Source organism: Sanguibacter gelidistatuariae (assembly GCF_900096585.1).
GTDB classification, from domain to species: domain Bacteria; phylum Actinomycetota; class Actinomycetes; order Actinomycetales; family Cellulomonadaceae; genus Sanguibacter; species Sanguibacter gelidistatuariae.
Genome location: NZ_FMYH01000001.1, coordinates 747,501 through 773,348 on the forward strand (window position 1 = coordinate 747,501; position 25,848 = coordinate 773,348).

Below are 25,848 nucleotides of genomic sequence, written 5' to 3' on the forward strand. Positions count from 1 at the left end.
TTGATCACGGCCGTCCGCACTGGCAGGAGCCGGGCGCGGACCTTGCAAAGGAGACCCACGATGGCACGTCTGCTACGCCGACTTCCCCTCCGACTCGCTGCGGGTGCGTTCGTCCTGAACTCGGGCATCGGCAAGGTGTCCCTCGACGCGGACAGCGCCAAGGGACTCCAGAGCATGGGCGCAAATATCCTCCCGCAGCTGAGAGAGCTCGACCCGGAGGCCTTCGGCAAGCTCCTCTCGCGAGGCGAGATCGCCGTGGGAGCCGCACTGCTGGCTCCGTTCGTGCCGACTGCGGTCGCGGGCATCGCGCTGACGGGATTCGCGGGCGCCCTGGTGGGCATGTACCTCCGGACCCCCGGTATGACCCAGCCCGACGGCGTCCGGCCCACCCAGCAAGGCATCGCGCTCGCCAAGGACGTGTGGCTGCTCGCGATCGGGCTGTCGCTCACGATCGACGGGCTGACCAGCAGGAAGCGCTGAGCATCACGATGCCGCCTGGCGGCGATTGATCGATCGGAGCTGCGAGCCCGACAGCAGCTACTCCATACGGACGGCCGTGCCACGGACTGTGGCACGGCCGTCCGTCGTCGTGCCAGTGGCCTATTTTTGCCGGTAAGTAATCGATGTCCGCTAAGGCTCCGCGGTTGCGGAGTGAAATGCGAGGTGAAGTCCAGGGTGAAATCCGGGGATCGGGCATTTGGCCAGTTCAGCGCTCGTACTGTTCAGCTGCGACGGTGTCGGACGACCCGCCTTGGGGTGGCTTCTGATGGCCGTTGCCGCGCTCGTCTGTGCCTTGTCGAGAGCGTCGATTATCACGACCACTCTGGAGGAGATATGACCGTGCGGCAACCGCTCGCGGCCGGCTTGTCAGGCCGCTCGTACCACTCACCACTGCTGAGGTCGCGTGTGACCCGCAGCGGGGTGACAGCGCTTGCCTCACTGAGTCTCGCGCTCGCCGGGGGGCTTGCCCTGCCCTCGATCGCCACGGCTGCCCCGGCGCCGTCGACACCGACGTCGAGCTTCCTACTTGGCCAGACCGTAGCCGGACTCGTTCCAGCGGGCACCTGTTCGGTGACTGCGACCGTCATCGGTGGTGCTGGTGGTCGATCTGCAGCCGGCGCCAACGGCAAGGGCGCCAACGGTGCCGGTGCCGAGATCACGGCGACCTTTGCAGTCACTCCTGGAACACCCTTCAGCGGGATGGTCGGCGGCGGCGGAAAGATGAATGCGGATACCGGGGGTGCGGGTGGCGCAGGCGGCGCCAACGGCGGTGGCGCAGGCGGTACCGCTGTAGAGCAGCACGGCGGGGCCGGGGGTGGCGGCTACAGCACCCTGTTCCTCGGCGGCAGCGGTTCTGACCACCTCGCGATCCAGGCTGGTGGTGGTGGCGGCAGTGGCGGCGGGCACTCCATCACGGACCGCGGGTTCGGCGGAGACGCCGGCCTTCCCTCTGTGCCTGGACAGACCGCGGGCGGAGCGGCGGGCACGGACGGGTACGAGGGCGGTTCAGTCGGCGTTGGCGGAGGTGCTGGAGGCGGAGTCACCAGCCCAGGCGCCGGCGGCATCCACTCGACCAACACAAGCTTGAACGGGTTGCCGGGAGTAGGTTCGACAGGCGGCGCAGGCGCCCCTGACCCCAACTATGACGCAGGTGGCGGTGGTGGTGGCGGCCTCTTCGGTGGTGGCGGCGGAGCGTCCACGGTTATCAGGAATACTGACAATAATGTCAACACTGTCGCAGGTGGCGGTGGTGGTGGCGGCTCGAGCTTCGTGGCCAGCGTGGCCGAGGTTCTCGCTTCCACGTCGTACGGTCGTCAGACCGGCACCGGTGCCGGGAAGGATGGCTCCATCACGCTCGTCTGGGTGCCCTGTGCCTATGACCTCGGCGTCACCAAGTCGTTCGTGGTCGCAGGTGCACCCGACGGGTCGCCCGAGCTCGCCCCGATCGGTTCGACGGTCACCTGGACTGTCACGGTGCGCAACCACGGTCCTGAGGCAATGACTCAGGGTGACCTGGTCACGCTCACGGACACGCTTCCCGGTGACGGCGCAAAGAAACTGACAGCCGTCAGCGTCACGGGTGGGGCGAACACACAGTTCCAGCGTGGAGCGGTGACCTGCGATGTGGCAGTCGGCTTGCCCATGCCAGCGGCACTCGTCTGCGGCCGCGACTTCGCGCTCACCGGCGGGTCCGTCAACGGTCGTCGCGGCCTGGACGTGGACGAGACGCTGACGGTGAAGTACACCCAGAACGTCACAGACGCCGCCGCTACGGTCCTGGAAAACACCGCCACGGTCACGGACCGCAGCAACCCTGACAACAACACCGCTACTGCGACCGTCACAGTGATCGGCCCGCCGGTCGCAGGAGACGACTCCGATCGGGGCAACACCATCGGCGACCCAGTAACGGTCGAGGTCCTCGCCAACGACAGCGCAGTGAGCGGCGAGTTCAACCTCTCCACCCTCGTGCTGTGGGACGCGGTCAACAAGACGTCGCTCGGCAACGAGCTCGATGTACCCGGTGAAGGCACGTGGACCGTGGACAACGTCACGGGTCGCCTGACGTTCACGCCCGTCGAGGGATTCTTGGTGGACCCGACGCCGGTCAGCTACCGGGTTGCGAACGAGCACGGACTCACCGCTGTCGCGGTCGTGACCGTCGAGTACGTGCCCCAGGCCGTCAACGACTCCAACCTCGGCAACACCATCGGTGACGCTGTGTCGGTCGACGTCCTGAGCAATGACGTGGGTGACTTCGACCCGAGCACGGTCGTCCTGGTGGGCGGCAGCGACCAGGGCAAGTCTCTCGTCGTGGTTGGTGAGGGATCGTGGACCGTGGATCTGGTGACCGGGTTCGTGACGTTCACCCCGGAGCCCGGCTTCCAGGTCGACCCCACCCCGGTGACCTATCAGGTGACGGACGTGACGGGGGACACCGTCGGGGCGACGATCACGGTCGGCTACGTTCCTGACGCCGTCGACGACTTCGACCTGCGAAACGCCATCGGTGACGCTGTGTCGGTCGACGTCCTGAGCAACGACGCGGGTGACTTCGACCCGAGCACGGTCGTCCTTGTGGGCGGCAGCGACCAGGGCAAGTCTCTCGTCGTGGTTGGTGAGGGAACGTGGACCGTGGATCTGGTCACCGGGTACGTGACGTTCACCCCGGAGCCCGGCTTCCAGCTGAACCCGACTCCGGTGGACTACGAGGCGACGGACACGACGGGTAAAACCGCATCGGCGACGATCACCATCACCTACCTGCCGCTCTCCGAGAACGACGTGAGCCGTGGCAACACCCTCGGAGAGCCGGTCGTCGTCGACGTCCTGCCCAACGACACCGGAGACTTCGACAGCTCGACTCTGCGCCTCATCGATCCGCAGACCGGCGACCGGGTCAGGACGCTGACTGTTCGGGGCCAAGGCATATGGACCGTCGACGAGGCCGCAGGAACCGTCACCTTCACCCCGGAGACGGGCTACGACGGCAACCCCACGCCCGTGACGTACGAGGTGTTCAACAACGCCGGTGACCCGGTGACCGCTGACGTGATCATCACCTTCCGTCCCAGTGCACAGGATGACGTGGATGAGAACAACGTCAGTGGCAGCTCGGTCACGGTCGACGTTGTCGCCAATGACCGAGGCGCCCTCGACCCGACATCAGTCCGTCTGGTCAGCCCCGGCAGCGGAACCCTCGTGAGCTCGCTCGTCGTCGCCGGCGAAGGCACGTGGTCCGTCAACCCCGTCTCCGGTGCGATCACCTTCGTCCCGCTCGCCAGTTTCGACGGGGATCCCACGCCGGTCACCTACCAGGTGAGCGACGTCGAGGGGAACACCACGACGGCGCAGGTCCGGATCACGTATCGCGACCCGGCGGCCCCTCCCGTGGTGCTGCCGAACACGGGTGGGGGAGCTGTCGTTCCCGCCCCGTTGCCCATCACGGGTGGGGGAACTGTGGTTCCCGCCCCGCTGGCCATCACCGGTGGGGGAATGGAGCTCCCCGCCGCGCTCGCAGTTCTGCTGATCCTGGCCGGTGCAGCGACGATCGTCGGCCGGCGGTGGCTGAGCCGGGGATGAACCGGGTAGCACCCTGAGAGCGCGGTAGCGCTGGACGGGCGAGCCAGGCTCGCCCGTCCAGCGCTACCGCGCTCTTGGCGTCGTGCGTCACCAGTCGTCGGGGTGCGGGGCGGCTCAGTGCAGGCGGGTGGGTATCAGCCCCAGAGGGCCTGCAGTTGAGCCGAGCCGTCCGGGGAGCAGTCCCCGTCAGCTGTAGTCCGCGGTGACCGTGTGCGCCTGACCGTCGAGGTGGATCGTCCCGCCGTAGGGCACGATCCACTGCGGACGGGTGTGGCCGAACGGGACGCCGACGCAGACCACGGCCTGGTCGTTGTACCGGCTCATCTCGTTGATGACCACATCGCATTGAGCAGAGCGAAGCCGGGCGCGCTCGTCCGCGGGCGGCATCACCTCGTGGCTGCTCACAGGTGGCCGTGCGACAACGACTCCCTCGACGGCTGCAAGGATGCCCCGTTCACCGAGCGCTCGAACCCATCTCTTGACCCACGATGCTGGCGGCATCTCCTCGCTGGACTCGAGGATCAAGATCGTGCCTTCGAGGGCGTCCGGTGACGGCAGCCGGTCGGCCATCGCGAGTTGGTCGATGACCTCGAAGCACCCGCCCCACGTGCGGCCGGTCACCTCGCGTTCGGGTCCGGCCCAGGTCCACGGCTCGGTGCGTTCCCGTTCACCGAACTCGACAAGAGCTTGGGGAGTCAGCCAGTCTGGCCCGAAGTCCTCCGACTCGCCTGGGTCCATGAGCTCCAGCTCTCCGCCAGTGAACAAGGCTGCTCTCAACGACGCGAGATGGACCTCGTCGATCTGAGGGCCGGGTCCCAGGTGCACCTGGGTCGAGCCGCCGTAGTATCCGGCTATGCCGAGTGACCAGAGCCAGTTCAGGAGGTTGGTGTTGTCGCTGTAGCCCATGAAGATCTTCGGGTCTGCGGCGGCAAGATCCGCATCCAGATGAGGGATGACGGTGATCTGGTCATTGCCGCCGATAGTCGCGAGGATCGCACGGATTGTCGGGTCACCGAAGGCCGCATTGAGATCGGCGGCGCGATCCTCTGCGGACGCGCCCAGCCTGCGGGTCGTCGGGTACTCCACGGGCACAAGACCCGTCTCGGCGATGAGACGACGCATCGCCTGCTCGTGCACGGCAGGCGCGAACCCGGGGGCGGCAAACGACGGGGACAGGATCGCGACCCGGTCGCCTGCCTTGAGCTTGGTCGCGGACGCGAGGACATGGCCCTGTGGCATCTACGCATCCAACCACGGAGGTTCCGAGAAACGCGGGATCGGGCTCTGCTCCCTGTCCCAGGGAGTCGACACCACAACCCTGGGCGGGCGGGCCTGTAGCGTCGGGGGATGACCACAACATCTGCCCCCGCCCTCCCGCCGTCCGTGACGATGACCGACGGCGAGGGCGGCCTGCCGGTCGTGCGCGTCTCGACCGCCGTCGCCTCAGGCGAGGTGTACCTGCACGGCGCGCACGTCACGTCTTGGCAGCCTGCCGGGGCCGAGCCGGTGATCTGGCTGAGCGCCGAGTCGGAGTTCCGCCCCGGCGCGCCCATCCGCGGCGGCGTACCCATCTGCTTCCCCTGGTTCGGGGCAGGGCGCACCCCGAGTCTCGCGCCGGCGCACGGCTTCGCGCGCATCGCGCCGTGGCGACTGACCGGCGCCAGCGACGACGACGGCACGGTCACCCTCACATTCGCGCTGACCCACGACGACGCGTCCGGCGCCCCGGGCGCGGACCGCTGGCCCTTCCGCTTCACGGCCGGCTACACCGTGACCTTTGGCGCAGAGCTCACCCTCGCGCTCACCGTGCGCAACGCCGGTGACGAGGCATTTTCCTTCGAGGAAGCGCTGCACACCTATCTGGCCGTCGCCGACGCCCGGACGGCCACCGTCGACGGGCTGGACGGTGCCCGGTATCTGGACAAGACGTCGAGCGGCGAGCCCCGACAGGTGCTGCAGAGCGGACCCGTGACGTTCACGAGCGAGACGGACCGGGTGTACCTGCAAGGGGCGCCTACGACCCTTCTCGACCCCGGCTCCCGCGCGATCACGATCACCCCGGAGAACGGTGCGGACACCGTGGTCTGGAACCCGTGGGTGGCCAAGGCCGCGGCGATGGCCGACTTCGGCGACGACGAGTGGCCCGCGATGGTGTGCGTCGAGACGGCGAATGCTCTCGGCGACGCCGTTACCCTCGGCCCGGGAGAGTCGCACACCCTGCGCGTCACGTACGCGGTGCGGTGACATGGCGTTCTTCGGACTCTTCAAGGGACCAGACCCGCACTCCTGGACCGAGCTGTGGGAGTTGGTCGACAACCTCAGCGGGCGCGTGTCCGCGCAGTACCTCGGGTACATGCGGACGACCGCGGAGGGCATGTCGCTCGAGACGCTGCTTCGCGCGGAGGAGCAGTACGGGAAGGCGATGCTGCTCCTGGACACCGAGTGGCACGCGAAGCACCTCACCCGCGACCCATGGGTCGACGCAGACCAGACCTTCGGACGCCGGCGCTTCGTCCGGGCCATGCACTCGGTGATCGCCGCCGGTCCCGACGCCGTGGTGACGGTGAGCGCGGACCCTGCGGCCCTGAGTCGCTACGACTCGGGGAGCGTCCCGGACCTGGTCGCGCGGCTCGTCGCCGACGAACCGGTCGACCTGCGGACGAGAGTCGACGGGCTGCTGCTCAACACCGTCCTGCATGACGTGCTCACGGAGAAGGGGGCGGCGAACCAGGCGCGGTGGCGTCGGTGGAGCCCGTCGGCGTGCCGGTCAGACGTGCACCCGAAGTCCATGACGAACTGGCCGAACGTGCGCGCCTCCAACCAGATCGCGGGGCGAGCGAGCTATCCCTTCGCCCGCTTCGACCCGGACGCGTCGTGGTTGCACGTCTGGACGGACTTCACACCCGAGGGCCTCGAGACGCAGAACCGCACGCCCGCAGAGGACGAGTGGATGCTGCACCGGCTGGAAGCCGTCGCCCGAGTCATGGAAGCGCTCGGACCGGAGAACCCGCCACGCATCGGGACGGCGCCGATCTTCGACGTCGAGGTGGAGCTGTACGGATACGACCCCGCAGAGGGCGCCCCCGAGGACGCCGAAGACTCCGACCACAATCTGGATGACGGCGTGCTGGCCGTCGAATACGTCATCGACTTCGCCGTGCTGGCCGCGACCGCGCCCGAAGCGCGCGCGGACCTGCTCACGCAGCAGATCGCGCGGGCGATCATGCAGGGCAAGGAGGGGCTGACGGCGGAGGCGACGTCCGCGCTCAAGGAGCTGGCGCACGCGGCCGTCTGAACCGCCGACGGAGCGTCTGGTCTCGACCCACCGGGAAGGCATGCTCGCGGCATGCCGCAGCGGATCTATGTCGAGGCCCGGATCCGCGCCTCCATGCGCGCGCTCTGGGAAGCCACCCAGGACCCGATGGCGCACGCCTCCTGGGACCTGCGATTCACCGGCGTCGGCATCTCGCTCGGGGAACGCCACTGCCCCGACGGTTCGTGCGAGCGGCGGGGCGGGTGCTCGCGTCGTTGCCGCTAGGACTAGTCGTCGTGGAGGTGGGCACGGTGGGCGTCCTGGGTCATCATCGTGAGCACCTCGACCGGTCCGCCGTGCGCGCCGATGGCGTGCGGGATCATCGTCGAGAACTCGGCGGCGTTCCCGGCCTCGACAAGGATGAGGCGGTCGCCGAGGCGGAGCTCGGCGGTTCCGGACAGCACCGTGAACCAGTCGCGGCCCGGGTGCACCCCGAGCCCTTCCAGGGAAGGGGCCGGGGTCGTGATCCGCATCTTGGCGACGGTCATATCGTGGGGATTACGCTCCCGGGCGAGGGTCCAGACGGTCATGCCGCGCCGTTCGTCGCGCTCGGGGCGGATGACCACGTCGTCGTCGTTCGGGGAACCCACGAGCTGGTCGAGGGTCGTGCCGAGCGCGCGGGCGAGCGGGACCAGCTGGTCGAGTGCGATCCGTCGGCCGCCGGTCTCGATGCGGCTGAGGTTGGACGGGCTGAGGAAGCTCCGCGCCGCGAGGTTGTCCAGGGACCAGCCGCGGGCGAGCCGGAGCGCGCGGATCCGTTGGCGAACGAGGGTGTCGACATCTCCATCCATTTCTTGCGTCATACGCAAGAGTCTATGCCTTGACGACACGGTCGGGTTAGGTTGAGACATGCCCTCACGCCACGACGTCCACACCCACGATGCTCACGCTACCGACGCTCACGCTCACGCTCACGCTCACGGAGCGAGAGCCCACGGTGAACACGCTCACGGCGGGCATGCTCATGCCCACGACGAGGGTCTTGCACGGATGCTCGAGCTCGACGCCCTGGTCCACAAGGGCTACCTGACGGACGTGACGACCTGGCTCCAGGGCCTCGCCGCCGACGCTGGAGTGCAGCGGGTCCTGGACGTCGGTGCAGGTGCCGGGTCCGGAACCATCGCGCTGGCGCAGCGTTTCCCCGAAGCGAACGTTGTCGCGACCGACCTGTCCGAGGGCATGCTCGAGCGCGTGCGCAGCCTCGCCGACGCGAGCGGCCTGGCGGGCCGGGTGTCGACCGAGCTGGCCGACATCGGCGCGGATGTAGCGCGCCTGGGAACCTTCGACCTTGCCTGGGCATCGGCCTCGCTGCATGAGGTCGGTGACCCGGACCGGGCCTTCCGGAATCTCCGCGACGCACTCCGCCCCGGTGGACTCCTGGCTGTGGTCGAGATGGATAGCCCTCCGCGGATGCTGCCGCTCGATCTCGCGGACTTCGAGGACCGGTTGTACGCCGCCTTCGCTCACGCCAGCCAGGGCAACGCCTACCACCCTGACTGGACCGACCCCCTGTACCGCAGCGGCTTCGAGCTCGAGGTCCGCCGCACATTCATGATCGATGAGCCCGCGGACGGCCGGGGCCGGGCCGGGGAGTACGCCACCCTCTACCTGAGCAGGATCGCGCAGGCATCCACGGCCAACCTCGACGACGCCGACCGAGCCCTCCTGACGACGCTCCTCGGCGACGGCCCTGACGGGCTTCGCCAGCGCGCCGACCTGCGGCTCCGCGGCTCCCGCACCGCGTGGATCGCCCGCCGACCCTGACGCCCCTCGACTCGCGCCCAATCAGACGCCCCAGCCGTATCCATAGGTGGACAATTCTGTCCACATTCTGAACTCTTTCCGGAGTTGGTTGACTTCCCGCTCCCTGGTGCATACGTTCCGGGCACTGAAGTCCTCGGGGACCACCCGCGGACACCGCCTCCAGGCGGACCTGAAGGAGACACATGATGACCGGACGAGCGATGGGCACGGCGACGCCGAACTCCCGGCTGTCCGCGAGCTGTCTTCCCCATACCGGTGCCGCGCTCACCCGCCAGCTCTGTCGTAGCTGACCTGATCGCCACCGCGCGAGCTTCCTCGCGCCGACGTCGGTAGCCACCCCGACGTCCCGCCGGCCACAGCCGGTTCCCCACCCCGAGCACGACCCTCTGCGCCATTGCGCGCGTGTGCGCCTGCGTGCACCCGCGCAGCCGAGCGGTCGCCCGCCCGAATCCCGCCGAGCTCCTCCCGAGCCCGGCGCCCCCATCGCCTGAGACGCCTGTGACATCACGCGCGTCCCTTCTGTCATCCCTGCTCAAGGGGGACAAAGGTCCCGGTCCGCCGATTTCGGCAGCCAGAACCCGAGTTGTCCCTGACGAACCCGTGAAGGAACCCCGCATGTCCAGCAGCCTCGACTTCCCCATCACCGGCGCCCCGCGCCAGCTCCACCTCGCTGTCGACCTGTCCGACGCCGGAGCCCACCCGGGCGCCTGGCGCACCCAGGGCTCCCAGGCGCAGCAGCTCTTCGACGCCAACCGGCTCCAAGACCTCGTCTCGACCGCCCAGCGCGGCGCCCTCGACTTCGTCGTGCTCGACGACGCGTTCTCCCTCCAGCCTGGCCGCCCCGGAGCCCACGGACTCCAGGGCCGCCTCGACGCGGCGCTCGTCGCCTCCCGGCTGGCCCCGCGGTCCGCCGGCATCGGCCTCGTGCCGACCGTGACGACCACCCACACCGAGCCCTTCCACGTGTCCAAGGCACTCGCCACGATCGACCACGTGAGCCACGGCCGGGCCGGCTGGCAGGTCGCCGTCTCCACGACCGAGCAGGAGGCCGCCCACTTCGGCCGCAAGCCGGCGCCCACCCTCGAGGACGCCTGGGCCGAGGCCGCCGAGGCGATCGACGTGGTCACTCGGCTGTGGGACAGCTGGGAGGACGACGCGGAGATCCGCGATGCCTCGACCGGACGCTTCATCGACCGGGACAAGGTCCACTACGTCGACTACGACGGCGTGCACTTCGCGGTCAAGGGCCCCTCGATCACCCCGCGCCCCCCGCAGGGCCGACCCGTCGTCGTCGTGCGGGCGGACGACCCGCCCTCCCTCGCGGTGGCCGCGCTGCGTGCCGACGTCGCGCGGATCCGGGCGACCGACGTCGAGCAGGCCCGCGAGCTGCGGGACCAGCTGCGGGCCGCGGCGGCCGGGCACGGCCGCGACCCCGACGAGCTCACGGTCCTGGTGGACCTGTATGCGGTGATCGGGCTGGACCGGGCGAGCGCCCAGGCGCGCCTGGACCTGCTCACCGACCTCGCCGGGGCGAGCTGGGACAACGACTCCCTCACTCACGTGGGCACCGCCCGCGACCTCGCGGTGACCGCGGAGGAGTGGTTCGCGGCGGGCGCTGCCGACGGCTTCACCGTCCGGCCGTCCTCCCTGCAGACCGACCTCGCCGCGCTCGTCGACGCGGTCGTGCCGCTGCTCGTGAGCCAGGGGATCTTCCGCAGCGAGTACCCCGGCACGACCCTGCGGGACAGCCTCGGGCTGACCCGCCCCGCCAACCGCTACGCAGCGATCGCCTGAGAGGCCCGGACATGACACTCGCCTCCCGTCCCGACGGACGCCCCCGCAAGCAGATCCACCTCGGCGCGCACTTTCCCGGCGTCAACAACACGACCGTGTGGACCGACCCCCGCTCGCTCAGCCAGATCGACTTCAGCTCCTTCGAGTACCTGGCCCGGCGCGCCGAGGCCGCCAAGTTCGACTTCTTCTTCCTCGCCGAGGGCCTGCGGCTGCGCGAGCACAAGGGACGCATCCACGACCTCGATGTCGTCGGGCGGCCCGACACTCTCCCGGTGCTCGCCGCGCTCGCCGCGGTGACCGACCGCCTCGGCCTGGCCGGGACGCTCAACACCACCTTCAACGAGCCCTACGAGGTGGCCCGCCAGTTCGCCACCCTCGACCTGCTCTCGGGCGGGCGGGCCGCGTGGAATCTCGTGACCAGCTCGGACGCCTTCACCGGGGAGAACTTCCGCCGTGGCGGCTTCCTCGACCACGCCCACCGCTACGAACGGGCCGCCGAGCTCGTTGCGGCGAGCCGTGAGCTCTGGGACTCTTGGGAGGACGGCGCCGTCGTCGCCGACACCGCGACCGGGACGTTCGTGCGGCCCGGCTCTGCCCGGCCCTTCGACTTCCGCGGTGAGCACTTCGACATCGCCGGGGAGTTCACCACTCCGCGCAGCCCGCAGGGCCACCCCGTGCTCTTCCAGGCCGGGGACTCCGACGAAGGCCGGGAGTTCGCGGCGGCGACCGCCGACGTTGTCTTCTCCGCCCACGGCTCCTTCGACGACGGCCGCGCGTTCTACGCCGACGTCAAGGGTCGACTCGGCGCGTACGGGCGGACCGAGGAGTCCCTCAAGATCCTCCCCGCGACCGCCGTCGTGCTCGGCGCGACCGAGGCCGACGCGCAGGAGAAGGCCCGCGAGATCCGGCTGCAGCAGGTCTCCGGGCCGACCGCGATCGCCTTCCTCGAGCAGGTCTGGGGACGCGACCTCACCGCCTACGACCCCGAGGGCCCGCTGCCCGACGTCGAGCCGGACACGGCCAACGCAGACGTGACTCGGGGGAAGGTCCGCCATATCAAGGACCCGGCCCCCGTCGTCGCGGCGTGGCGGGAGAAGGCCGCCGCCCGCGGCTGGTCGATCCGCGACCTCGTCATCGAGGTGACCGGCCGCGGACAGTTCGTGGGCACCGCGGCCCAGGTAGCCGACGACCTGGACCGCCACGTCCAGGAGGACGCCTCCGACGGCTTCATCCTCGTCCCGCACCTGACGCCCTCCGGCCTGGACGACGTCTTCGACGAGGTCGTCCCGCTGCTCCAGGAACGCGGTTCCTTCCGGACCGAGTACACCGGCACCACGCTCCGTGACCACCTTGGGCTCGGCGCCCCGCGCCCGGCCCAGCCCGCGTCGTCGGGCACCGCATCTTCCGACGCCGGCCGCGTGCTCGTCGGCTGACTCACCCTCCTGCTCACGCCCTTTCCTCACCTCTCCTCCAAGGACCTCCTCATGTCGCTCCTCCCTCGTTCCTCGCGTCCGCCGCGTCGCCGACTCACCCTCCTGACCGTCACCGCGCTCGCCGGCGCGCTCACCCTGAGCGCGTGCGCCGGAGGCAGCTCCGCGAGCTCCGGAACCGCAGGAGCCACGACCGCCGCGCCGACGTCGGCACCGACCCCCGGTGGAGACCTGCGGTTCGCGCTCGGCGCCTCGCCGCAGGGCGTCGACCCGCAGCAGGTCGGCTCGAACGTGAGCATCTACATCGCCCGCCAGCTCGCCGACTCCCTCACCGACCAGGACCCCAAGACCGGGGAGATCGTGCCCTGGCTCGCCTCGAGCTGGGAGGTCAGCCCCGACCTCACCCAGTTCACCTTCCACCTGCGCGACGACGTGACGTTCTCCGACGGCACGGCGCTGACGGCCGAGACGGTCAAGAAGAACTTCGATTCACTCACGACCGACCTCGCCGGCGTCGCTACCCTCGCCGGCTCCTACCTCGCGGGATACACCGGAACGACGGTCGTGGACGAGCACACGGTCACGGTCGCCTTCGCCGAGCCGAACGCGCAGTTCCTCCAGGCCACCTCGACCGTCTCCCTCGCGATCGTCTCCGACGCGACCACCACCGTGCCCGCCCCCGAGCGGTTGCAGGGGAAGGTCATCGGATCGGGACCCTTCACGCTGGGCAGCTACACCCAGGATCAGGGCGCCGCGATCGTCAAGCGGGCCGGGTACAACTGGGCCTCGGATGCCTTCGACCACCAGGGCGAGGCCTACCTCGACTCGGTGACCTTCTCGATCGTCCCCGAGTCCGGCGTGCGGGCCGGCGGCCTGGCCTCCGACCAGTTCGACGCGGTCGGTGACGTGCTGCCCCAGGACGTGCCGCTCGTAGAGTCCGGTGGCGGGGCGATCCTCAACCGCTCCAACCCAGGCATCACGTTCATCCTGCACGTCAACACGTCTAAGGCCCCGCTCGACGACGCGGCCGTGCGCCAGGCGGTCCAGGTCGCGATCAACCGCCAGGAGCTCGTCGACACGGTGCTCTCGGACAAGTTCCTGCCGGCCACGAGCGTGCTCGCGGCGAACACCCCCGGCTACAAGGACCTCTCCGACAAGCTCGCCTTCGAACCTGACAAGGCCGCAAAGATCCTCGACGAAGACGGTTGGGTTCTCGCCGCGGACGGGATCCGGGAGAAGGACGGCCAGAAGCTGACCTTCGACGTCGTCTACGCCCCGCTGTTCACCGGCTCCCAGGCTGTGCTCGAGCTCACGCAGCAGCAGCTGCGCGCCGTCGGCATCGACCTCGAGCTGCGTCAGCAGACCCCGGCCGAGCAGAGCACCACCCAGAAGAACGGCGACTACGACACCTACTACTACAACTCCACCCGCGCAGAGGGCGACATCCTGCGCACCGGCTTCTCCTCGAAGTTCAACAACCTCAACCGCCGCGCGGCCGACACGGTCCTGGACCCGCTCCTGGAGTCCGAGCTCAGCGAGCCCGACGCGGCCAAGCGGGCCGACCTCCTCGGCCAGGCGCAGGACATCATCGTCGACGAGGGCTACGCCATCCCGATCTTCGAGCTCGCCCAGTCCATCGGCGTGGGCAAGGACGTCCAGGGCCTCGGCTTCGAAGCCTCCTCGCGTCTGAAGTTCTATGACGCGTGGATCCAGCAGTGAGGCCGGCGCGGTCATGACCGGATACATCGCGCGCCGCCTGCTCCAGGCGGCGGGGGTGCTGTGGGCGGCGTTCACCGTCTCCTTCCTCATCCTCTTCCTGCTCCCCAGCGACCCGGTGAGCATCATGCTCGACGCGGCCTCCGGGAACGGGTACGTCGATCCGGCCAAGGCCGCCGAGCTCCGCGCGTCCTACGGCTTCGACCAGGGACCGCTCGAGCAGTACCTACGGATGCTCGGGCGGGCCCTGACCGGGGACCTGGGGACGTCGATCAGTTCGGGGGCCAAGGTCACCACGCTCATCGCGCAGTCCTTCCCCGAGACGCTCAAGCTCGCCGCGCTCGCCCTGGCGCTCTCGCTCGTACTCGGCGCGGGGATCGCGACCGCCTCGGTGTGGACCCGGTCCGGGCGGCTGCGTCAGCTCCTGCTGTCGCTGCCCCCGGTCGGGGTGGCGGTCCCGACGTTCTGGATTGGGCTCATCCTGCTGCAGCTCTTCTCTTTTCGGTTCTTCCTGTTCCCGGCCGTGGGCAACGAGGGGTTCGCGAGCCTCGTGCTGCCGGCCGTGACGCTGGCCATCCCGCTCTCGGCCGTCGTCGCGCAGGTGCTCGCGGAGAGCATGCAGACCGCATGGCGCACGCAGTACGTGGAGACGGCGCTGGCCAAGGGGGCTTCCCGCGGCCGGGTGATCACCCGGCACGTGGGCCGTAACGCGGCCATCCCGGCGCTGACCATCCTCGGGGTGCTCGTGGGGAACCTGCTCGCCGGGTCCGTGGTCGTGGAGACGGTGTTCTCCCGGGCCGGCTTCGGCCGGCTCATCCAGACCTCGGTCCAGGCCCAGGACATCCCTGTGGTCCAGGGGCTCGTCGTGGTCGCGGCCCTCGTGTTCGTGCTCGTCAACCTCGCGGTCGACCTCGCCTACCCGGTGCTCGACCCGCGCATCACCCGAACCGCTCGCACGACCACCTGAGAGGAGATGACATGACTGTGCTCAAGGCGGCTGCCACTCCGGTAGCCGACGCAGACGCAGCGCGCGACGCCGTACTCGCTGCGCCCGACGAGGCGACGTCCGACGACGCGTCCGACACCCTGCCCGACGACGCGCCGCGCGCGGACGGGCGGCTCGACCGAGCCTGGAACGTCCCGCGGATCGGCGCCAGCCGGGGCTGGGCGCGCGCCCGGACGCTCCTGCGCCCCGGCGTGGTGGTGCCGCTCCTCGTCGTGCTGGTCGTCCTGGCGTGGGGTGTCGTCCCGTCGCTGTTCACGTCCTACGACCCGATCACCGGTGTGCCGGCGGACAAGCTCCTGGGCCCCAGCTCGGCGCACTGGTTCGGGACCGATCACCTCGGCCGGGACCTGTTCTCCCGGACGGTGCACGGCACCGGGCTCTCGCTCAAGGCCGCGTTCATCGCGCTCGCGATCTCCCTCGTGGTGGGGGCGGCCATCGGTCTGTTCGCCGGGTTCCTCGGCGGCTGGGTCGACGACGCGCTCATGCGCCTGGTCGATGTCCTGCTGGCTATCCCCGGCCTCCTGCTCTCCCTCGCGATCGTCACGGCCCTCGGCTTCGGGACGGTCAAGGTCGCGATCGCCGTCGGCGTCGCGGGCGTGGCGACCTTCGCCCGTGTCATGCGGGCCCAGGTGCTGCGCGTCCGGAACGCGACCTTCGTCGAGGCCGCCGGCCTGGCCGGGGCCTCGCGGCTGTCGATCATCGGCCGGCACGTGCTGCCCAACGCCGCCGGGCCGGTCCTCGCGCTCGCGGCCGTCGAGCTCGGCGCGGTCATCCTCGCCGTCTCCGCCCTGAGCTTTCTCGGCTACGGGGCTGTCCCGCCCACCCCCGAGTGGGGTTCGCTCATCTCCGAGGGTCGCAACTACCTCGCGGTCGCGTGGTGGTACTCGACCATGCCGGGCCTCGTCATCATCGTCTTTGTCGTGGCGGTCAACCGCCTAGGACGATCCCTGCACCCCGCGGAAGGACACCACTGATGGTTGCTCCAGCGCTCACCGTGACCGACCTGCGCGTGGCCTACGGGTCGCGTGCCCGCGGCACCGACCCGGCCACCGACGTCGTGCACGGCGTGTCCTTCTCCGTCCTGCCCGGTGAGGTCGTCGCCCTCGTGGGCGAGTCCGGCTCGGGCAAGAGCACGACGGCGCACGCCGCGGTCGGGCTGCTGCCCGGCAGCGGGCACGTGACCGGCGGGCAGATCCTGCTCGGCGGCGATGCGCTCGACCTCACGACCCTGCCGCCGCGCGCCTGGCAACGGGTGCGCGGCGCGCGCATCGGGCTTGTCCCGCAGGATCCGGCGGTCGCCCTCAACCCGGTCGCGCGGATCGGTGACCAGGTTGCCGAGGTGCTGCGGATCCATCGCTGGGCCACCCGGTCCCAGGCGAAGGCGCGCGCGGTCGAGATCCTCGAGTCCGTCGGGCTGGACAACCCGGCCGCCCGCGCCCGCCAGTACCCGCACGAGCTCTCCGGCGGCATGCGCCAGCGCGTGCTCATCGGCATCGCGCTCGCCTGTGAGCCCGAGCTGGTCATCGCCGACGAACCGACGAGCGCCCTCGACGTGACCGTCCAGCGCACCGTGCTCGACCTGCTGGGCGAGCTCACCTCACGGATCGGCACCGCGGTCCTGCTCATCACGCACGACCTCGCCGTGGCGGCCGACCGCGCGGACCGGGTCGTGGTGCTCAAGGACGGGCTGATCGTCGAGCAGGGGGTGACTGCGGACGTGCTGGGCAACCCCCAGCACGCCTACACCCGCGAGCTGCTGGCCGCGGCGCCGAGCCTGAGCGACGTGCGGCGCCGGCCGGTAGCTGGTCCGGTGGCTGCCGCTGCGGCACCGGAAAGTGGCGTGCTCGCGGCTGCCGTGCCACGAGTTCCGGTGCTGGCCGTCTCCGGGCTGACGAAGGTCTTCCGGCTACCCGGCGGGCGCGGGCAGGACGCGTCGATCACCGCGGTCGACGACGTGAGCTTCGAGGTCCACCGCGGTCGCACCCTCGCCCTTGTGGGGGAGTCCGGCTCGGGCAAGTCGACGACGGCTCGCCTCGTGCTGGGGCTCACCTCCGCGGCCGCCGGCACCGTGCGCTTCGACGGGACCGACGTCACCGTGAGTGGCGGGGGCCGCGGACGGGGTGGACGGGTCGACGCGGCCGCGCTCAAGGAGCTGCGCCGCCGGACGGCGCTCGTCTACCAGAACCCCTACGCCTCCCTCGAACCGCGGTTCAGCGTCGGGCAGATCATCGACGAGCCGCTGCGCGCCCACCAGATCGGTTCCTCGGCCGAGCGCCGCGACCGGGTGGCCGAGCTCATCGATCTGGTACGGCTGCCCGCCGGCTATATCGAGCGTCGACCGGAGGAGCTTTCGGGGGGCCAGCGTCAGCGCGTGGCCATCGCCCGGGCGCTCGCCCTCGACCCCGAGCTCGTGGTCCTCGACGAACCGACCAGCGCCCTCGACGTCTCCGTCCAGGCGCAGATCCTCGACCTGCTGGCCGGCCTGCAGGACTCCCACGGCCTCACCTACCTGTTCATCTCCCACGACCTCGCGGTCGTGCGGCAGGTGGCCGACGACGTCGCGGTCATGCGTGGCGGTCGCGTCGTCGAGCTCGGTCCGACGCAACAGATCTTCGACCACCCGGTCGAGGAGTACACCCGGTCGCTGCTCGCGGCGATCCCGGGGAGCCACCGCCCGACCCGCACCCTCGAAGGAGTCATCGCATGACGATCACCGACCCCACCCCAGCCGCCCCGACCACCGCCGCTCCGTCCGCTGACGCCGCCGACTGGCAGGCCTGGCGCGCTTCCCGCGAGGAGGGCCTGACCGGCGAGCACGGCTGGCTCACGCTCACCGCGCTGCACCACCTGCCCGCGACCCCGCAGGCGCTGCCGGGCCTGCCCGGGCAGTGGTGGGCCGATGCCGACGGCGCCCACGTGCGGGCCGCCGCCGACGAGGCGATCCGCGCCCTTGACACCCGGATCGGGCTGGAGGCCACCGACCAGCCCCTCGACGGCGTGCACACGGTCGTGGTCCCCGAGGCTGCCAGCACCGTGGCCGCGATCGCCGGTGACAACCGGGCCGTCGAGGTGGCGCTGCGCACCGGCGGGTACATCGCCCGGGTCCGCGACCCCGAGGCTCCCGCCCGGGCCTCCTTCTCCGGGGTGCCGACCTACGCCTATGACCCTTCCTGGGTGCTCGAGGCGCCGGTGCGCTGGTACGACGAGCCGGTTGCCGCCGTCGTCGGCGCCGCGCAGCTGGGCCTGCGCCACGACGTAGTTGTCATCGGCGAGCTCGACCTGACCCGCGACGGCCTGACCGCCACCCTGAAGATCACCGGCAAGGGCCCAGACACCGCGACCGTGCTGTTCTCCGAGGAGAACGACGCAACGGCCGAGTGGCGGATCCTCTTCCTCGACAGCGCCGCCGGGGCGAGCGCCGCCGGCGAGGCGCCCGTGACGGTCCGCCTCGACCTCAACCGCACGCTCAACCTGCCCTACGCCTTCTCCGACTTCGGCACGTGCCCGCGGCCGGTCGAGGGCAACCACGTGCCCTTCGCGGTCACGGCCGGCGAGCAGGTACCGACGGTGCACACACCCGCAGTGCACACACCCGCAGTGCAGGCACCGGCTGCGACGACGCCGGGGACGAGGCTTCCGCAATGACGCTCTCGACCCGGCGGAACCGGGCCAGCGCCCCGGGTGGGGAGCTCCTCGATGTGCGCTCGGTGCACCTCGACGACCCGCTCGTGCGGCCGCTGCTGGAGGACCTGGCCGCAGAGTACGCGACGCGCTACTCCGACGTGCTCACCGCCGACGACCTGCTCCACGAGATGGAGGAGTACCCGGCCGCGGACTTCGCCGCCCCCGACGGCGACCTCATCCTCGTGCTCCTCGGGCCGGCGCCCGTCGCCGGTGGCGCCTTCCGCCGCCGGACCGAGCCCGAGCTCGGTGACGTGCGGCTCAGCGCCTACCCGAGCCGCGCCCGGGCCGAGGACGGCACGCCCGCGGTGCCCACCGCCGAGCTCAAGCGCATCTGGACCCACGGCGCGCACCGCCGGCGCGGGCTGGCCCGGGTCGTGCTGACCGAGCTCGAACGCCGCGCCGCCGCGAGCGGCTACGAACGCATCTACCTCACGACCGGCCCCCGCCAGCCCGAGGCGGCCGCCCTCTACGTCGCCACCGGGTACACCCCCCTGTTCGACCCCGCCGCGCCCGCCGAGGAATTCGGCCCGCTGGCCTTCGAGAAGTGGCTCTGTCCGGCCTGACCTTGTGCGCCCCGGCGGTCGACGCAGCCGCCCCCGCATCACCCGGACCCACCCCTCCCGAGGAACCCCATGAGCTCGACACTAGCCACAGGTACGCCCACTTCCGGCTCGACCGACACGCCCGCCCCCGCCGCTGACGCGGCACTGACCGCCCCGACCGCCCCGTCCACTCCGACCGCCCCGTCCACGACCCGGACGGAGCTCGAGTCGCTGCGCATCGTCGCTGCCCGCCACCCCGGCCGGTGGGTCGCGGTGGCCGCGGTCGCCGTCGTGCTCGCCATGATCGTCAGCTCGCTGGCTACCAACCAGCGCTGGGAATGGTCGATCATCGTGCAGTACCTCACCTGGCCCTCCGTGCTGCAGGGGCTGTGGGCCACGCTCCGCCTCACCGCGGTCGCCGCGGTCCTCGGCTTCGGCCTGGGGACAGTCCTCGCGCTCATGCGCCTGTCCCGCTCACCGCACCTGCAGTGGGTCTCCTGGGCCTACACCTGGGTCTTCCGGTCCGTGCCGCTGATCCTGCAGCTGCTGCTCTGGTACAACCTCGCCTACCTCTACCCGACCCTGTCGCTCGGCATCCCCTTCGGCCCCGAGTTCACGGAGTTCAGCACGCTCTCCGTGATCAACAAGTTCGGCGCCGCGGTGCTCGGCCTGGGCCTGTCCCAGGCGGCCTACTCCGCCGAGATCATCCGGGCCGGCATCCTCAGCGTCGACCAGGGCCAGCACGAGGCCGCCGCCGCGCTGGGCATCCCGCGCTCGCGGCAGTCCCTGCGCATCGTCCTGCCGCAGGCCATGCGGACCATCGTGCCGACATCGGTCAACGAGATCATCGGCCTCGTCAAGGGCACCTCGGTCGTCTACGTCCTCGCCTACGGCGAGCTCTTCTACACGATCGGGGTCATCTACGGCCGCAACCTCAAGGTCGTCCCGCTGCTCATGGTCGCGGCCATCTGGTACCTCATCATCACGACCGTCATCACGATCGTGCAGTTCTACGTCGAGCGTCACTACGCCAAGGGGGCCGTGCGGACCCTGCCACCCACCCCGCTGCAGGTGCTGCGCTGGAACGCGCTCGTCGTCTGGGCGCGTCTGACCAAGGGCGAGGCCCACCCAAGCCTGCCGCCCGCCTATGCCGCTCGCGCCGCGATCCGCGGAGGCCTGACCTGGTCGCCGGGGCACCTCACCCGGACCAGCAAGACCGCCGCGGACGTCGTCGGGCAGTCCACCCCCCGCCCCAGCCACCGCGAAGGAGCTTGACATGACCACCGGACTCCTCGAAGTGCACGGCGTGCACAAGAGCTACGGCACCCTCGAGGTGCTCAGCGGCGTCGACCTCACCGTCAAGCCGGGCGAGGTCACCGTGATCCTCGGTCCCTCCGGATCGGGCAAGTCCACGCTGCTGCGCGTCATCAACCACCTCGAGAAGGTGGACCGCGGCTTCGTGGCCCTGGACGGGGACCTCATCGGGTACGCCCGCAAGGGCGACACCCTGCGCGAGCTCAAGGAGAAGGACATCCTCAAGCAGCGCACCCAGATCGGCTTCGTCTTCCAGAACTTCAACCTCTTCCCGCACCTGACTGCCCTCGAGAACGTCGTCGAGGCACCGGTCAGCGCGCAGGGGCGGCCACGCGCGGAGGTCGAGGTCGAGGCCCGCGCGCTGCTCGAGCGGGTGGGCTTGGCCGACAAGGCCGACGCCCGCCCGCGCCAGCTCTCCGGCGGGCAGCAGCAACGCGTCGCGATCGCCCGGGCGCTGGCCACCAAGCCACGGCTGCTGCTCTTCGACGAGCCGACGTCGGCCCTGGACCCCGAGCTCGTCGGCGAGGTGCTCGACGTCATCAAGGGCCTCGCCCACGAGGGGACCACCCTCGTGGTGGTCACCCACGAGATCGGCTTCGCCCGCGAGGTGGCCGACACGGTCGTCTTCATGGACGCCGGCGTCGTCGTCGAGCAGGGGCCGCCGGCCCAGGTGATCGACGCGCCCCTGCACGAGCGCACCCGCGCCTTCCTCGACAAGGTCCTGTGACCCTGGCCGCCGCGGCGGCCCATCCCGACTTTTCCATCCCTCTGCTGTACCCGACCGCCGACCGCGCACCCGCGCCGTCGACCACCTGAAAGGCACTCCGATGACCCGAACGACCACTCGCCGAACGCCTGGCCGCACCCAGGCGGGTGCGCCTGCGGGCCGTGCGCCTGGCCGCACCCGCCTGGGGGCGGCGCTCGCCATCCTCCCGCTCGTCGTCGCGCTCGCCGCCTGCTCGTCGAGCAACGCCGAAGAGCCCGGTGGGAGCAAGCTCGCCGCCGACGCCAAGGCGGCCGGGCTGACCGTGAACACGACCGCAGACCAGGACCGGATCACCACGACGGAGTCCGCCGAGGCGATCGCCCTGCTCCCCGACGCCTACAAGGACAAGGACACGCTCGTCTTCTCGGTGAGCGCCTACGTCGCCCCGCTGACCTTTCTGGCCGACGACGACAAGACCCCGATCGGCTCCGAGACGGACATCGCCCACCTCATCGGCGACGCCCTCGGCAAGGAGGTCCAGATCGAGGTCAAGGCGTGGGCCGACTGGCCCCTCGCCCTGCAGTCCGGTGCCGTCGACTCCACGACCTCCAACGTCACGGTGACCGAGGAGCGCAAGGAGCTCTACGACTTCTCCTCCTACCGGGTCGACCAGCTCGGCTGGCTCGTCAAGGCCGACAACACCAAGATCACCAAGATCACCGAAGCTAAGGACATCGCCGGTCTCACCGTCGCCGTCGGCTCGGGCACCAACCAGGAGAAGATCCTCATCGCCTGGGACGAGGAGAACAAGGCCGCCGGCCTGGAGCCGGTCGCCATCGAGTACTTCGAGAACGACGGCGACACCATCCTCGCGCTGCAGTCCGGGCGGATCGACACGTCCTTCGGCCCCAACGCGACCGCCGCCTACAAGGCGGTCGTGGCCCCCGACGAGTTCAAGGTCGTGGGCACCGTCAACGGCGGCTGGCCGGCCACCGCACAGATCGCGGCGGCGACGCTCAAGGGCAATGGACTCGCGCCGGCCTTTACCGCGGCGATCAACCACGCGATCGAGGACGGGTCCTACACCAAGGTCCTCGGGCGCTGGGGCCTGACCGCGGAAGCGATCACCACGTCCGAGACGAACCCGCCGGGACTGCCCAAGTCCTGATTCGTGAGTCGGCCGTGCGGCGCCCCCGGATGGGGGCACCGCACGGCCGCGCAGCTCGGCACCGCAGCACCGTAGCAACCCGGAAAAGCAACAAGCAGGAAGCAGGAACGACGTGACACGCACAACGCACACGGTGGACACCGTCGTCGTCGGCGGGGGAGTGATGGGGTCGGCCGCGGCCTGGCACCTCGCACGCAGGGGGCGTGAGGTGCTGCTGCTCGAACGCTTCACCCCCGGTCACGTCCGGGGAGCCTCGCACGGGGCGTCCCGGATCTACCGCACCACCTACGCCGAGCCCGAGTACCTCGACCTGGCCCAGGAGGCGCTCGGGCAGTGGCGTGCGCTCGAGGCGGAGTCCGGCCTCGACGTGCTCTCCCTCACCGGCGGGATCAGCTCGGGCGCCGTCCGCCGCGACGACATCGCGACGGCCTTCTCCGCCCGGGGCGTCCCGCACGAGTGGCTCACCGCCCAGCAGGCGGGCGAGCGGTGGCCCGGGCTGCGCTTCGACCACGACGTGCTGCACGAGCCGGAGACGGCCGGACGGATCAACGCCGACCGCGCCGTCGAGGCCTTCCAGGCCGCAGCCCGGTCGCACGGCGCCACCGTCCTGCACGAGAGCCCGGTCCGCCACCTCGAGCTCACACCCACCGGGGTGCGGGTGATCACCGAGACCGGGGAGCACCACGCCCGCCGGGTCGTGGTCGCGGTGGGTGCGTGGAGCGCGGGGCTCGTCGGGCAGGTGCTGGGTACACCGGACCGTCCGGACCCGCTGCCGCTCGTCGTCACGCAGGAGCAGCCCGCGCACTTCGCGCTGCGCGCCGGGGCGCCCGGCGAGGCCGACTGGCCCAGCTTCACCCACGACCCCGGTCCCGAGCTCACCGGTCCCGGCCGGCGGTGGCCGAGCGGCGTCTACGGTCTGGCGACCCCGGGGGAGGGGATCAAGGTCGGCTTCCACGGCGTCGGCCCGGTCACCGACCCCGACCACCGGACCTTCCGGCCCGAGCCCGATCAGCTCGCCCAGCTGCAGGACTACGTCGCCCAGTGGGTGCCGGGGGTCGACCCGACGGCGCTCAAGCCCATCTCCTGCACGTACACGACCACCCCCGACCACGACTTCGTGCTCGACCGCGCGGGCCGGCTGGTCGTGGCCGCGGGGTTCTCCGGGCATGGCTTCAAGTTCGCCCCGGCGATCGGCCGGGTACTCGCGGACCTTGCCGAAGAAGGCGCCGAGGACCCGGTCGGGGCCGCCGCGTCGAGGTTCCACCTCGCCCGGTTCGCGCGGGCGGCGGCCGGCTCCCGGCCCTGACCACCGCGCCCCGCTTCGCCTTCCCCGCCCTTGTCACCCCACCGCCGCTGCCACCCGCACCGCGCCCTCGCCCCACCTTTCACCTCAGGAGACCTGCCATGACCCGCGTCCCCCTCTCCATCCTCGATCTGGCTCCCGTGAGCGCGGGCGCGACCGGTGCGCAGTCCCTGCGCGACGCCGTCGCGCTCGCCGAGCGGGCCGACACCCTCGGGTACACCCGCTACTGGTTTGCCGAGCACCACCTCTCCGCCGGGGTCGCCTCGTCCGCGCCGGCCGTGCTCACCGCGATCGTCGCGGCCCGCACCCAGCACCTGCGCGTCGGCTCGGGCGCCGTGCTCTTCAGCACGACCAGCCCGCTGCTGGCCGCCGAGCAGTTCGCCACGGTCGCGGCGCTGCACCCCGGGCGGATCGACCTCGGCGTCGGGCGCGCCTTCACCCCGCCGCCGACGCCGGGCGTCCCGGCCTCCGGCGAGGCGGCGACCACCCCGTCGAGCGGCGCGCCCTCCGCCCCGCCCTCCGCCCCGGTGGTGCCCGTCCGCGGCCCGAGCCCGTCCTCGGTCGAGCGCACAGTCGGGGGCGTGACCTTCCCGGCCGCCCCGCCGATCGACTTCACGGACTCCGCCCTGCGCGAGCGGATCCTCGCCCAGAGCCGGGTGATCTCCGTCAACCGCACACCCAGGGACTTCCGCTCCGAGGTCGAGCTCATCCTCGGACTGCGCGCGGGCACGTACACCGATGCCGAGGGCACCCGCTACGCGAGCGCCGCGGTCGAGGGGACCGACGCCGAGCTGTGGGTGCTCGCCTCGAGCGGCGGGGAGAGCGCTCGCGTCGCCGGTGAGCTCGGGCTGCCGCTCGTGGCGAACTTCCACGTGAGCCCCGCGACGGTGCTCGACACGATCGCCAGCTACCGGGAGGCCTTCGTCCCCGGTGTGCTCGCCGAGCCCTACGTCGTCGTCTCCGCGGACGTGCTCGTCGCCGAGACCGACGCCGAGGCCGAGCGCATCGGCGCGCCCTACGCGCAGTGGGTGCTCTCGATCCGGTCCGGGCCCTCGGGGGCGATCACCTACCCGAGCCCGGACGCGGTCACCGCGCTGAACGAGGAGGAGCTCGCCGTCGTCGCGGACCGCCTCAGCACCCGGCTCGTCGGCTCGCCCGAGACGGTCGTCGCCCGGCTGGCCGCACTGCAGCGCGCGACCGGCGCCGACGAGATCATCACGACGACGATCGCCCACGACCCCGCCGACCGACTGCGCTCGGCCGAGCTGCTCGCCCACGCGTGGGGACTGCGGGCGCCGGGTGCCGCCCCGGCGGCAGCCGAGCAGGCCACCGACGCGCCCAGCGTAGACACCAAAGCACAGGCCACCGACGCGGACAGCTTCTCCTCCGGGGTGACCGCGCTCGTCGGGACGGGTGCGCACTCGTGAGCGTCGTCATCCGCCTGGTCGAGCCCGCCGAGCACGCCGCCGTCGCTGACCTGCTGCTGGACGCCTACGGCAGCGACTACATCCTCTCCGAGGACTACCGCGCCTCCCTCGTGGAGGTCGCCGAGCGCGCGGCCGAGCACGAGGTCTGGGTCGCGGTGGACGGCGCGGTGGTCGACGGCACTGCGGCGCCAAAACCGGGCCCCGGCGTCGGGCAGCGCGGCGCGCGCGAGGTGACGCCCGGCGCGCTGCTGGGCACCGTCGTCACGCCGCGGCCCGGGCGGCTCATCTCCGAGCTGGCTCAACCCGGCGAGGTCGACTTCCGGCTGCTCGGCGTCGCGCCGGCCGCGCGCGGACGCGGCGTCGGCGAGCAGCTCACCCGCTTCGTGCTCGACCTCGCGCGGGCGCGCGGGGCGGAGCGCGTCGTCATGAACTCCGGGCCGCAGATGACTACCGCGCACCGGCTCTACCACCGGCTCGGCTTCGAGCGGCTCCCCGCCCGCGAGACGCGCGTGCTCGACGACGGCACCCGGCTCTTCGCCTTCGGCTACGACCTCGTCCCCTCCCACAACACCCACCTCCTGACAGCAAAGGCCTGACC

23 protein-coding genes are annotated in these 25,848 nt (G+C 71.0%); 20 read left to right on the top strand and 3 right to left on the bottom strand.

The window, feature by feature from the left end:
- Positions 1-60: 60 nt before the first annotated feature.
- Positions 61-480: a hypothetical protein gene (locus BLQ50_RS03360; protein WP_093181174.1), complete on the top strand. Its 420-nt coding sequence runs from the start codon at positions 61-63 to the stop codon at positions 478-480.
- Between the two features lie 543 nt (positions 481-1,023).
- Here BLQ50_RS03360 and BLQ50_RS18540 read toward each other — a convergent pair.
- Positions 1,024-1,407 carry a hypothetical protein gene (locus tag BLQ50_RS18540; RefSeq protein WP_175558998.1) on the bottom strand — a complete coding sequence of 128 codons (384 nt, stop codon included), beginning with the start codon at positions 1,405-1,407 and terminating at the stop codon, positions 1,024-1,026.
- A 456-nt stretch (positions 1,408-1,863) separates the two neighbouring features.
- On the opposite strand from BLQ50_RS18540, the gene BLQ50_RS03365 reads away from it, so the two are divergent.
- A complete protein-coding gene (locus BLQ50_RS03365; protein ID WP_175558999.1) occupies positions 1,864-4,083 on the top strand; it encodes an Ig-like domain-containing protein in 2,220 nt (739 codons plus the stop codon).
- A 186-nt stretch (positions 4,084-4,269) separates the two neighbouring features.
- Here the strand turns inward: BLQ50_RS03365 and BLQ50_RS03370 are convergent, their stop codons facing one another.
- Entirely contained in the window at positions 4,270-5,322 is a 1,053-nt protein-coding gene (locus tag BLQ50_RS03370) for a S66 family peptidase (RefSeq protein ID WP_093181176.1), read from the bottom strand.
- A gap of 108 nt (positions 5,323-5,430) precedes the next feature.
- Between BLQ50_RS03370 and BLQ50_RS03375 the strand changes: the two genes are divergently transcribed.
- Genes BLQ50_RS03375 through BLQ50_RS03385 form a run of 3 tightly spaced genes read left to right on the top strand, consistent with a single transcriptional unit; the run spans position 5,431 to position 7,621 of the window.
- Positions 5,431-6,327: a D-hexose-6-phosphate mutarotase gene (locus BLQ50_RS03375; RefSeq protein WP_093181178.1), complete on the top strand. Its 897-nt coding sequence runs from the start codon at positions 5,431-5,433 to the stop codon at positions 6,325-6,327.
- Position 6,328: 1 nt separating this feature from the next.
- Positions 6,329-7,378: a hypothetical protein gene (locus BLQ50_RS03380; protein ID WP_093181179.1), complete on the top strand. Its 1,050-nt coding sequence runs from the start codon at positions 6,329-6,331 to the stop codon at positions 7,376-7,378.
- Positions 7,379-7,429: 51 nt separating this feature from the next.
- Positions 7,430-7,621 (top strand): hypothetical protein, encoded by a 192-nt coding sequence (locus BLQ50_RS03385; RefSeq protein ID WP_093181181.1) that lies wholly within the window; start codon positions 7,430-7,432, stop codon positions 7,619-7,621.
- Positions 7,622-7,623: 2 nt separating this feature from the next.
- Here the strand turns inward: BLQ50_RS03385 and BLQ50_RS03390 are convergent, their stop codons facing one another.
- A complete protein-coding gene (locus BLQ50_RS03390) occupies positions 7,624-8,199 on the bottom strand; it encodes a helix-turn-helix domain-containing protein (protein WP_093181182.1) in 576 nt (191 codons plus the stop codon).
- A 187-nt stretch (positions 8,200-8,386) separates the two neighbouring features.
- On the opposite strand from BLQ50_RS03390, the gene BLQ50_RS03395 reads away from it, so the two are divergent.
- From BLQ50_RS03395 to BLQ50_RS03465, 15 genes are all read left to right on the top strand, one after another.
- Positions 8,387-9,160, top strand: coding sequence for a class I SAM-dependent methyltransferase (locus BLQ50_RS03395; protein ID WP_217629084.1), 774 nt, complete (start codon positions 8,387-8,389; stop codon positions 9,158-9,160).
- A gap of 615 nt (positions 9,161-9,775) precedes the next feature.
- Positions 9,776-10,954 (top strand): LLM class flavin-dependent oxidoreductase, encoded by a 1,179-nt coding sequence (locus tag BLQ50_RS03400; protein ID WP_093181185.1) that lies wholly within the window; start codon positions 9,776-9,778, stop codon positions 10,952-10,954.
- Positions 10,955-10,965: 11 nt separating this feature from the next.
- Positions 10,966-12,387: an NtaA/DmoA family FMN-dependent monooxygenase gene (locus BLQ50_RS03405; RefSeq protein WP_093181186.1), complete on the top strand. Its 1,422-nt coding sequence runs from the start codon at positions 10,966-10,968 to the stop codon at positions 12,385-12,387.
- A gap of 51 nt (positions 12,388-12,438) precedes the next feature.
- On the top strand, positions 12,439-14,103 hold the full coding sequence (locus tag BLQ50_RS03410; protein ID WP_093181188.1) for an ABC transporter substrate-binding protein: 1,665 nt from the start codon (positions 12,439-12,441) through the stop codon (positions 14,101-14,103).
- Between the two features lie 13 nt (positions 14,104-14,116).
- Positions 14,117-15,067, top strand: coding sequence for an ABC transporter permease (locus tag BLQ50_RS03415; protein WP_093181189.1), 951 nt, complete (start codon positions 14,117-14,119; stop codon positions 15,065-15,067).
- Positions 15,068-15,078: 11 nt separating this feature from the next.
- Positions 15,079-16,080 carry an ABC transporter permease gene (locus tag BLQ50_RS03420; protein WP_093181191.1) on the top strand — a complete coding sequence of 334 codons (1,002 nt, stop codon included), beginning with the start codon at positions 15,079-15,081 and terminating at the stop codon, positions 16,078-16,080.
- Positions 16,080-17,813: a dipeptide ABC transporter ATP-binding protein gene (locus tag BLQ50_RS03425; protein ID WP_093181192.1), complete on the top strand. Its 1,734-nt coding sequence runs from the start codon at positions 16,080-16,082 to the stop codon at positions 17,811-17,813. Before BLQ50_RS03420 ends, BLQ50_RS03425 begins: the two co-directional genes overlap by 1 nt.
- On the top strand, positions 17,810-18,751 hold the full coding sequence (locus BLQ50_RS03430) for a DUF1684 domain-containing protein (RefSeq protein WP_093181194.1): 942 nt from the start codon (positions 17,810-17,812) through the stop codon (positions 18,749-18,751). Before BLQ50_RS03425 ends, BLQ50_RS03430 begins: the two co-directional genes overlap by 4 nt.
- Positions 18,748-19,353 carry a GNAT family N-acetyltransferase gene (locus tag BLQ50_RS03435; RefSeq protein WP_093181195.1) on the top strand — a complete coding sequence of 202 codons (606 nt, stop codon included), beginning with the start codon at positions 18,748-18,750 and terminating at the stop codon, positions 19,351-19,353. The genes BLQ50_RS03430 and BLQ50_RS03435 overlap by 4 nt, the downstream gene beginning before the upstream one ends.
- Positions 19,354-19,422: 69 nt before the next feature.
- Positions 19,423-20,607 (top strand): amino acid ABC transporter permease, encoded by a 1,185-nt coding sequence (locus BLQ50_RS03440; protein ID WP_093181197.1) that lies wholly within the window; start codon positions 19,423-19,425, stop codon positions 20,605-20,607.
- Position 20,608: 1 nt separating this feature from the next.
- A complete protein-coding gene (locus BLQ50_RS03445) occupies positions 20,609-21,373 on the top strand; it encodes an amino acid ABC transporter ATP-binding protein (protein WP_093181198.1) in 765 nt (254 codons plus the stop codon).
- A gap of 100 nt (positions 21,374-21,473) precedes the next feature.
- Positions 21,474-22,520 (top strand): ABC transporter substrate-binding protein, encoded by a 1,047-nt coding sequence (locus BLQ50_RS03450; RefSeq protein WP_093181200.1) that lies wholly within the window; start codon positions 21,474-21,476, stop codon positions 22,518-22,520.
- Between the two features lie 112 nt (positions 22,521-22,632).
- Positions 22,633-23,826 (top strand): FAD-dependent oxidoreductase, encoded by a 1,194-nt coding sequence (locus tag BLQ50_RS03455; RefSeq protein WP_093181201.1) that lies wholly within the window; start codon positions 22,633-22,635, stop codon positions 23,824-23,826.
- 98 nt (positions 23,827-23,924) lie between these two features.
- Complete coding sequence (locus BLQ50_RS03460) at positions 23,925-25,250, top strand: LLM class flavin-dependent oxidoreductase (protein ID WP_093181203.1); 1,326 nt, start codon at positions 23,925-23,927, stop codon at positions 25,248-25,250.
- Positions 25,247-25,846: a GNAT family N-acetyltransferase gene (locus BLQ50_RS03465; protein WP_093181204.1), complete on the top strand. Its 600-nt coding sequence runs from the start codon at positions 25,247-25,249 to the stop codon at positions 25,844-25,846. The genes BLQ50_RS03460 and BLQ50_RS03465 overlap by 4 nt, the downstream gene beginning before the upstream one ends.
- Positions 25,847-25,848 lie beyond the last annotated feature (2 nt).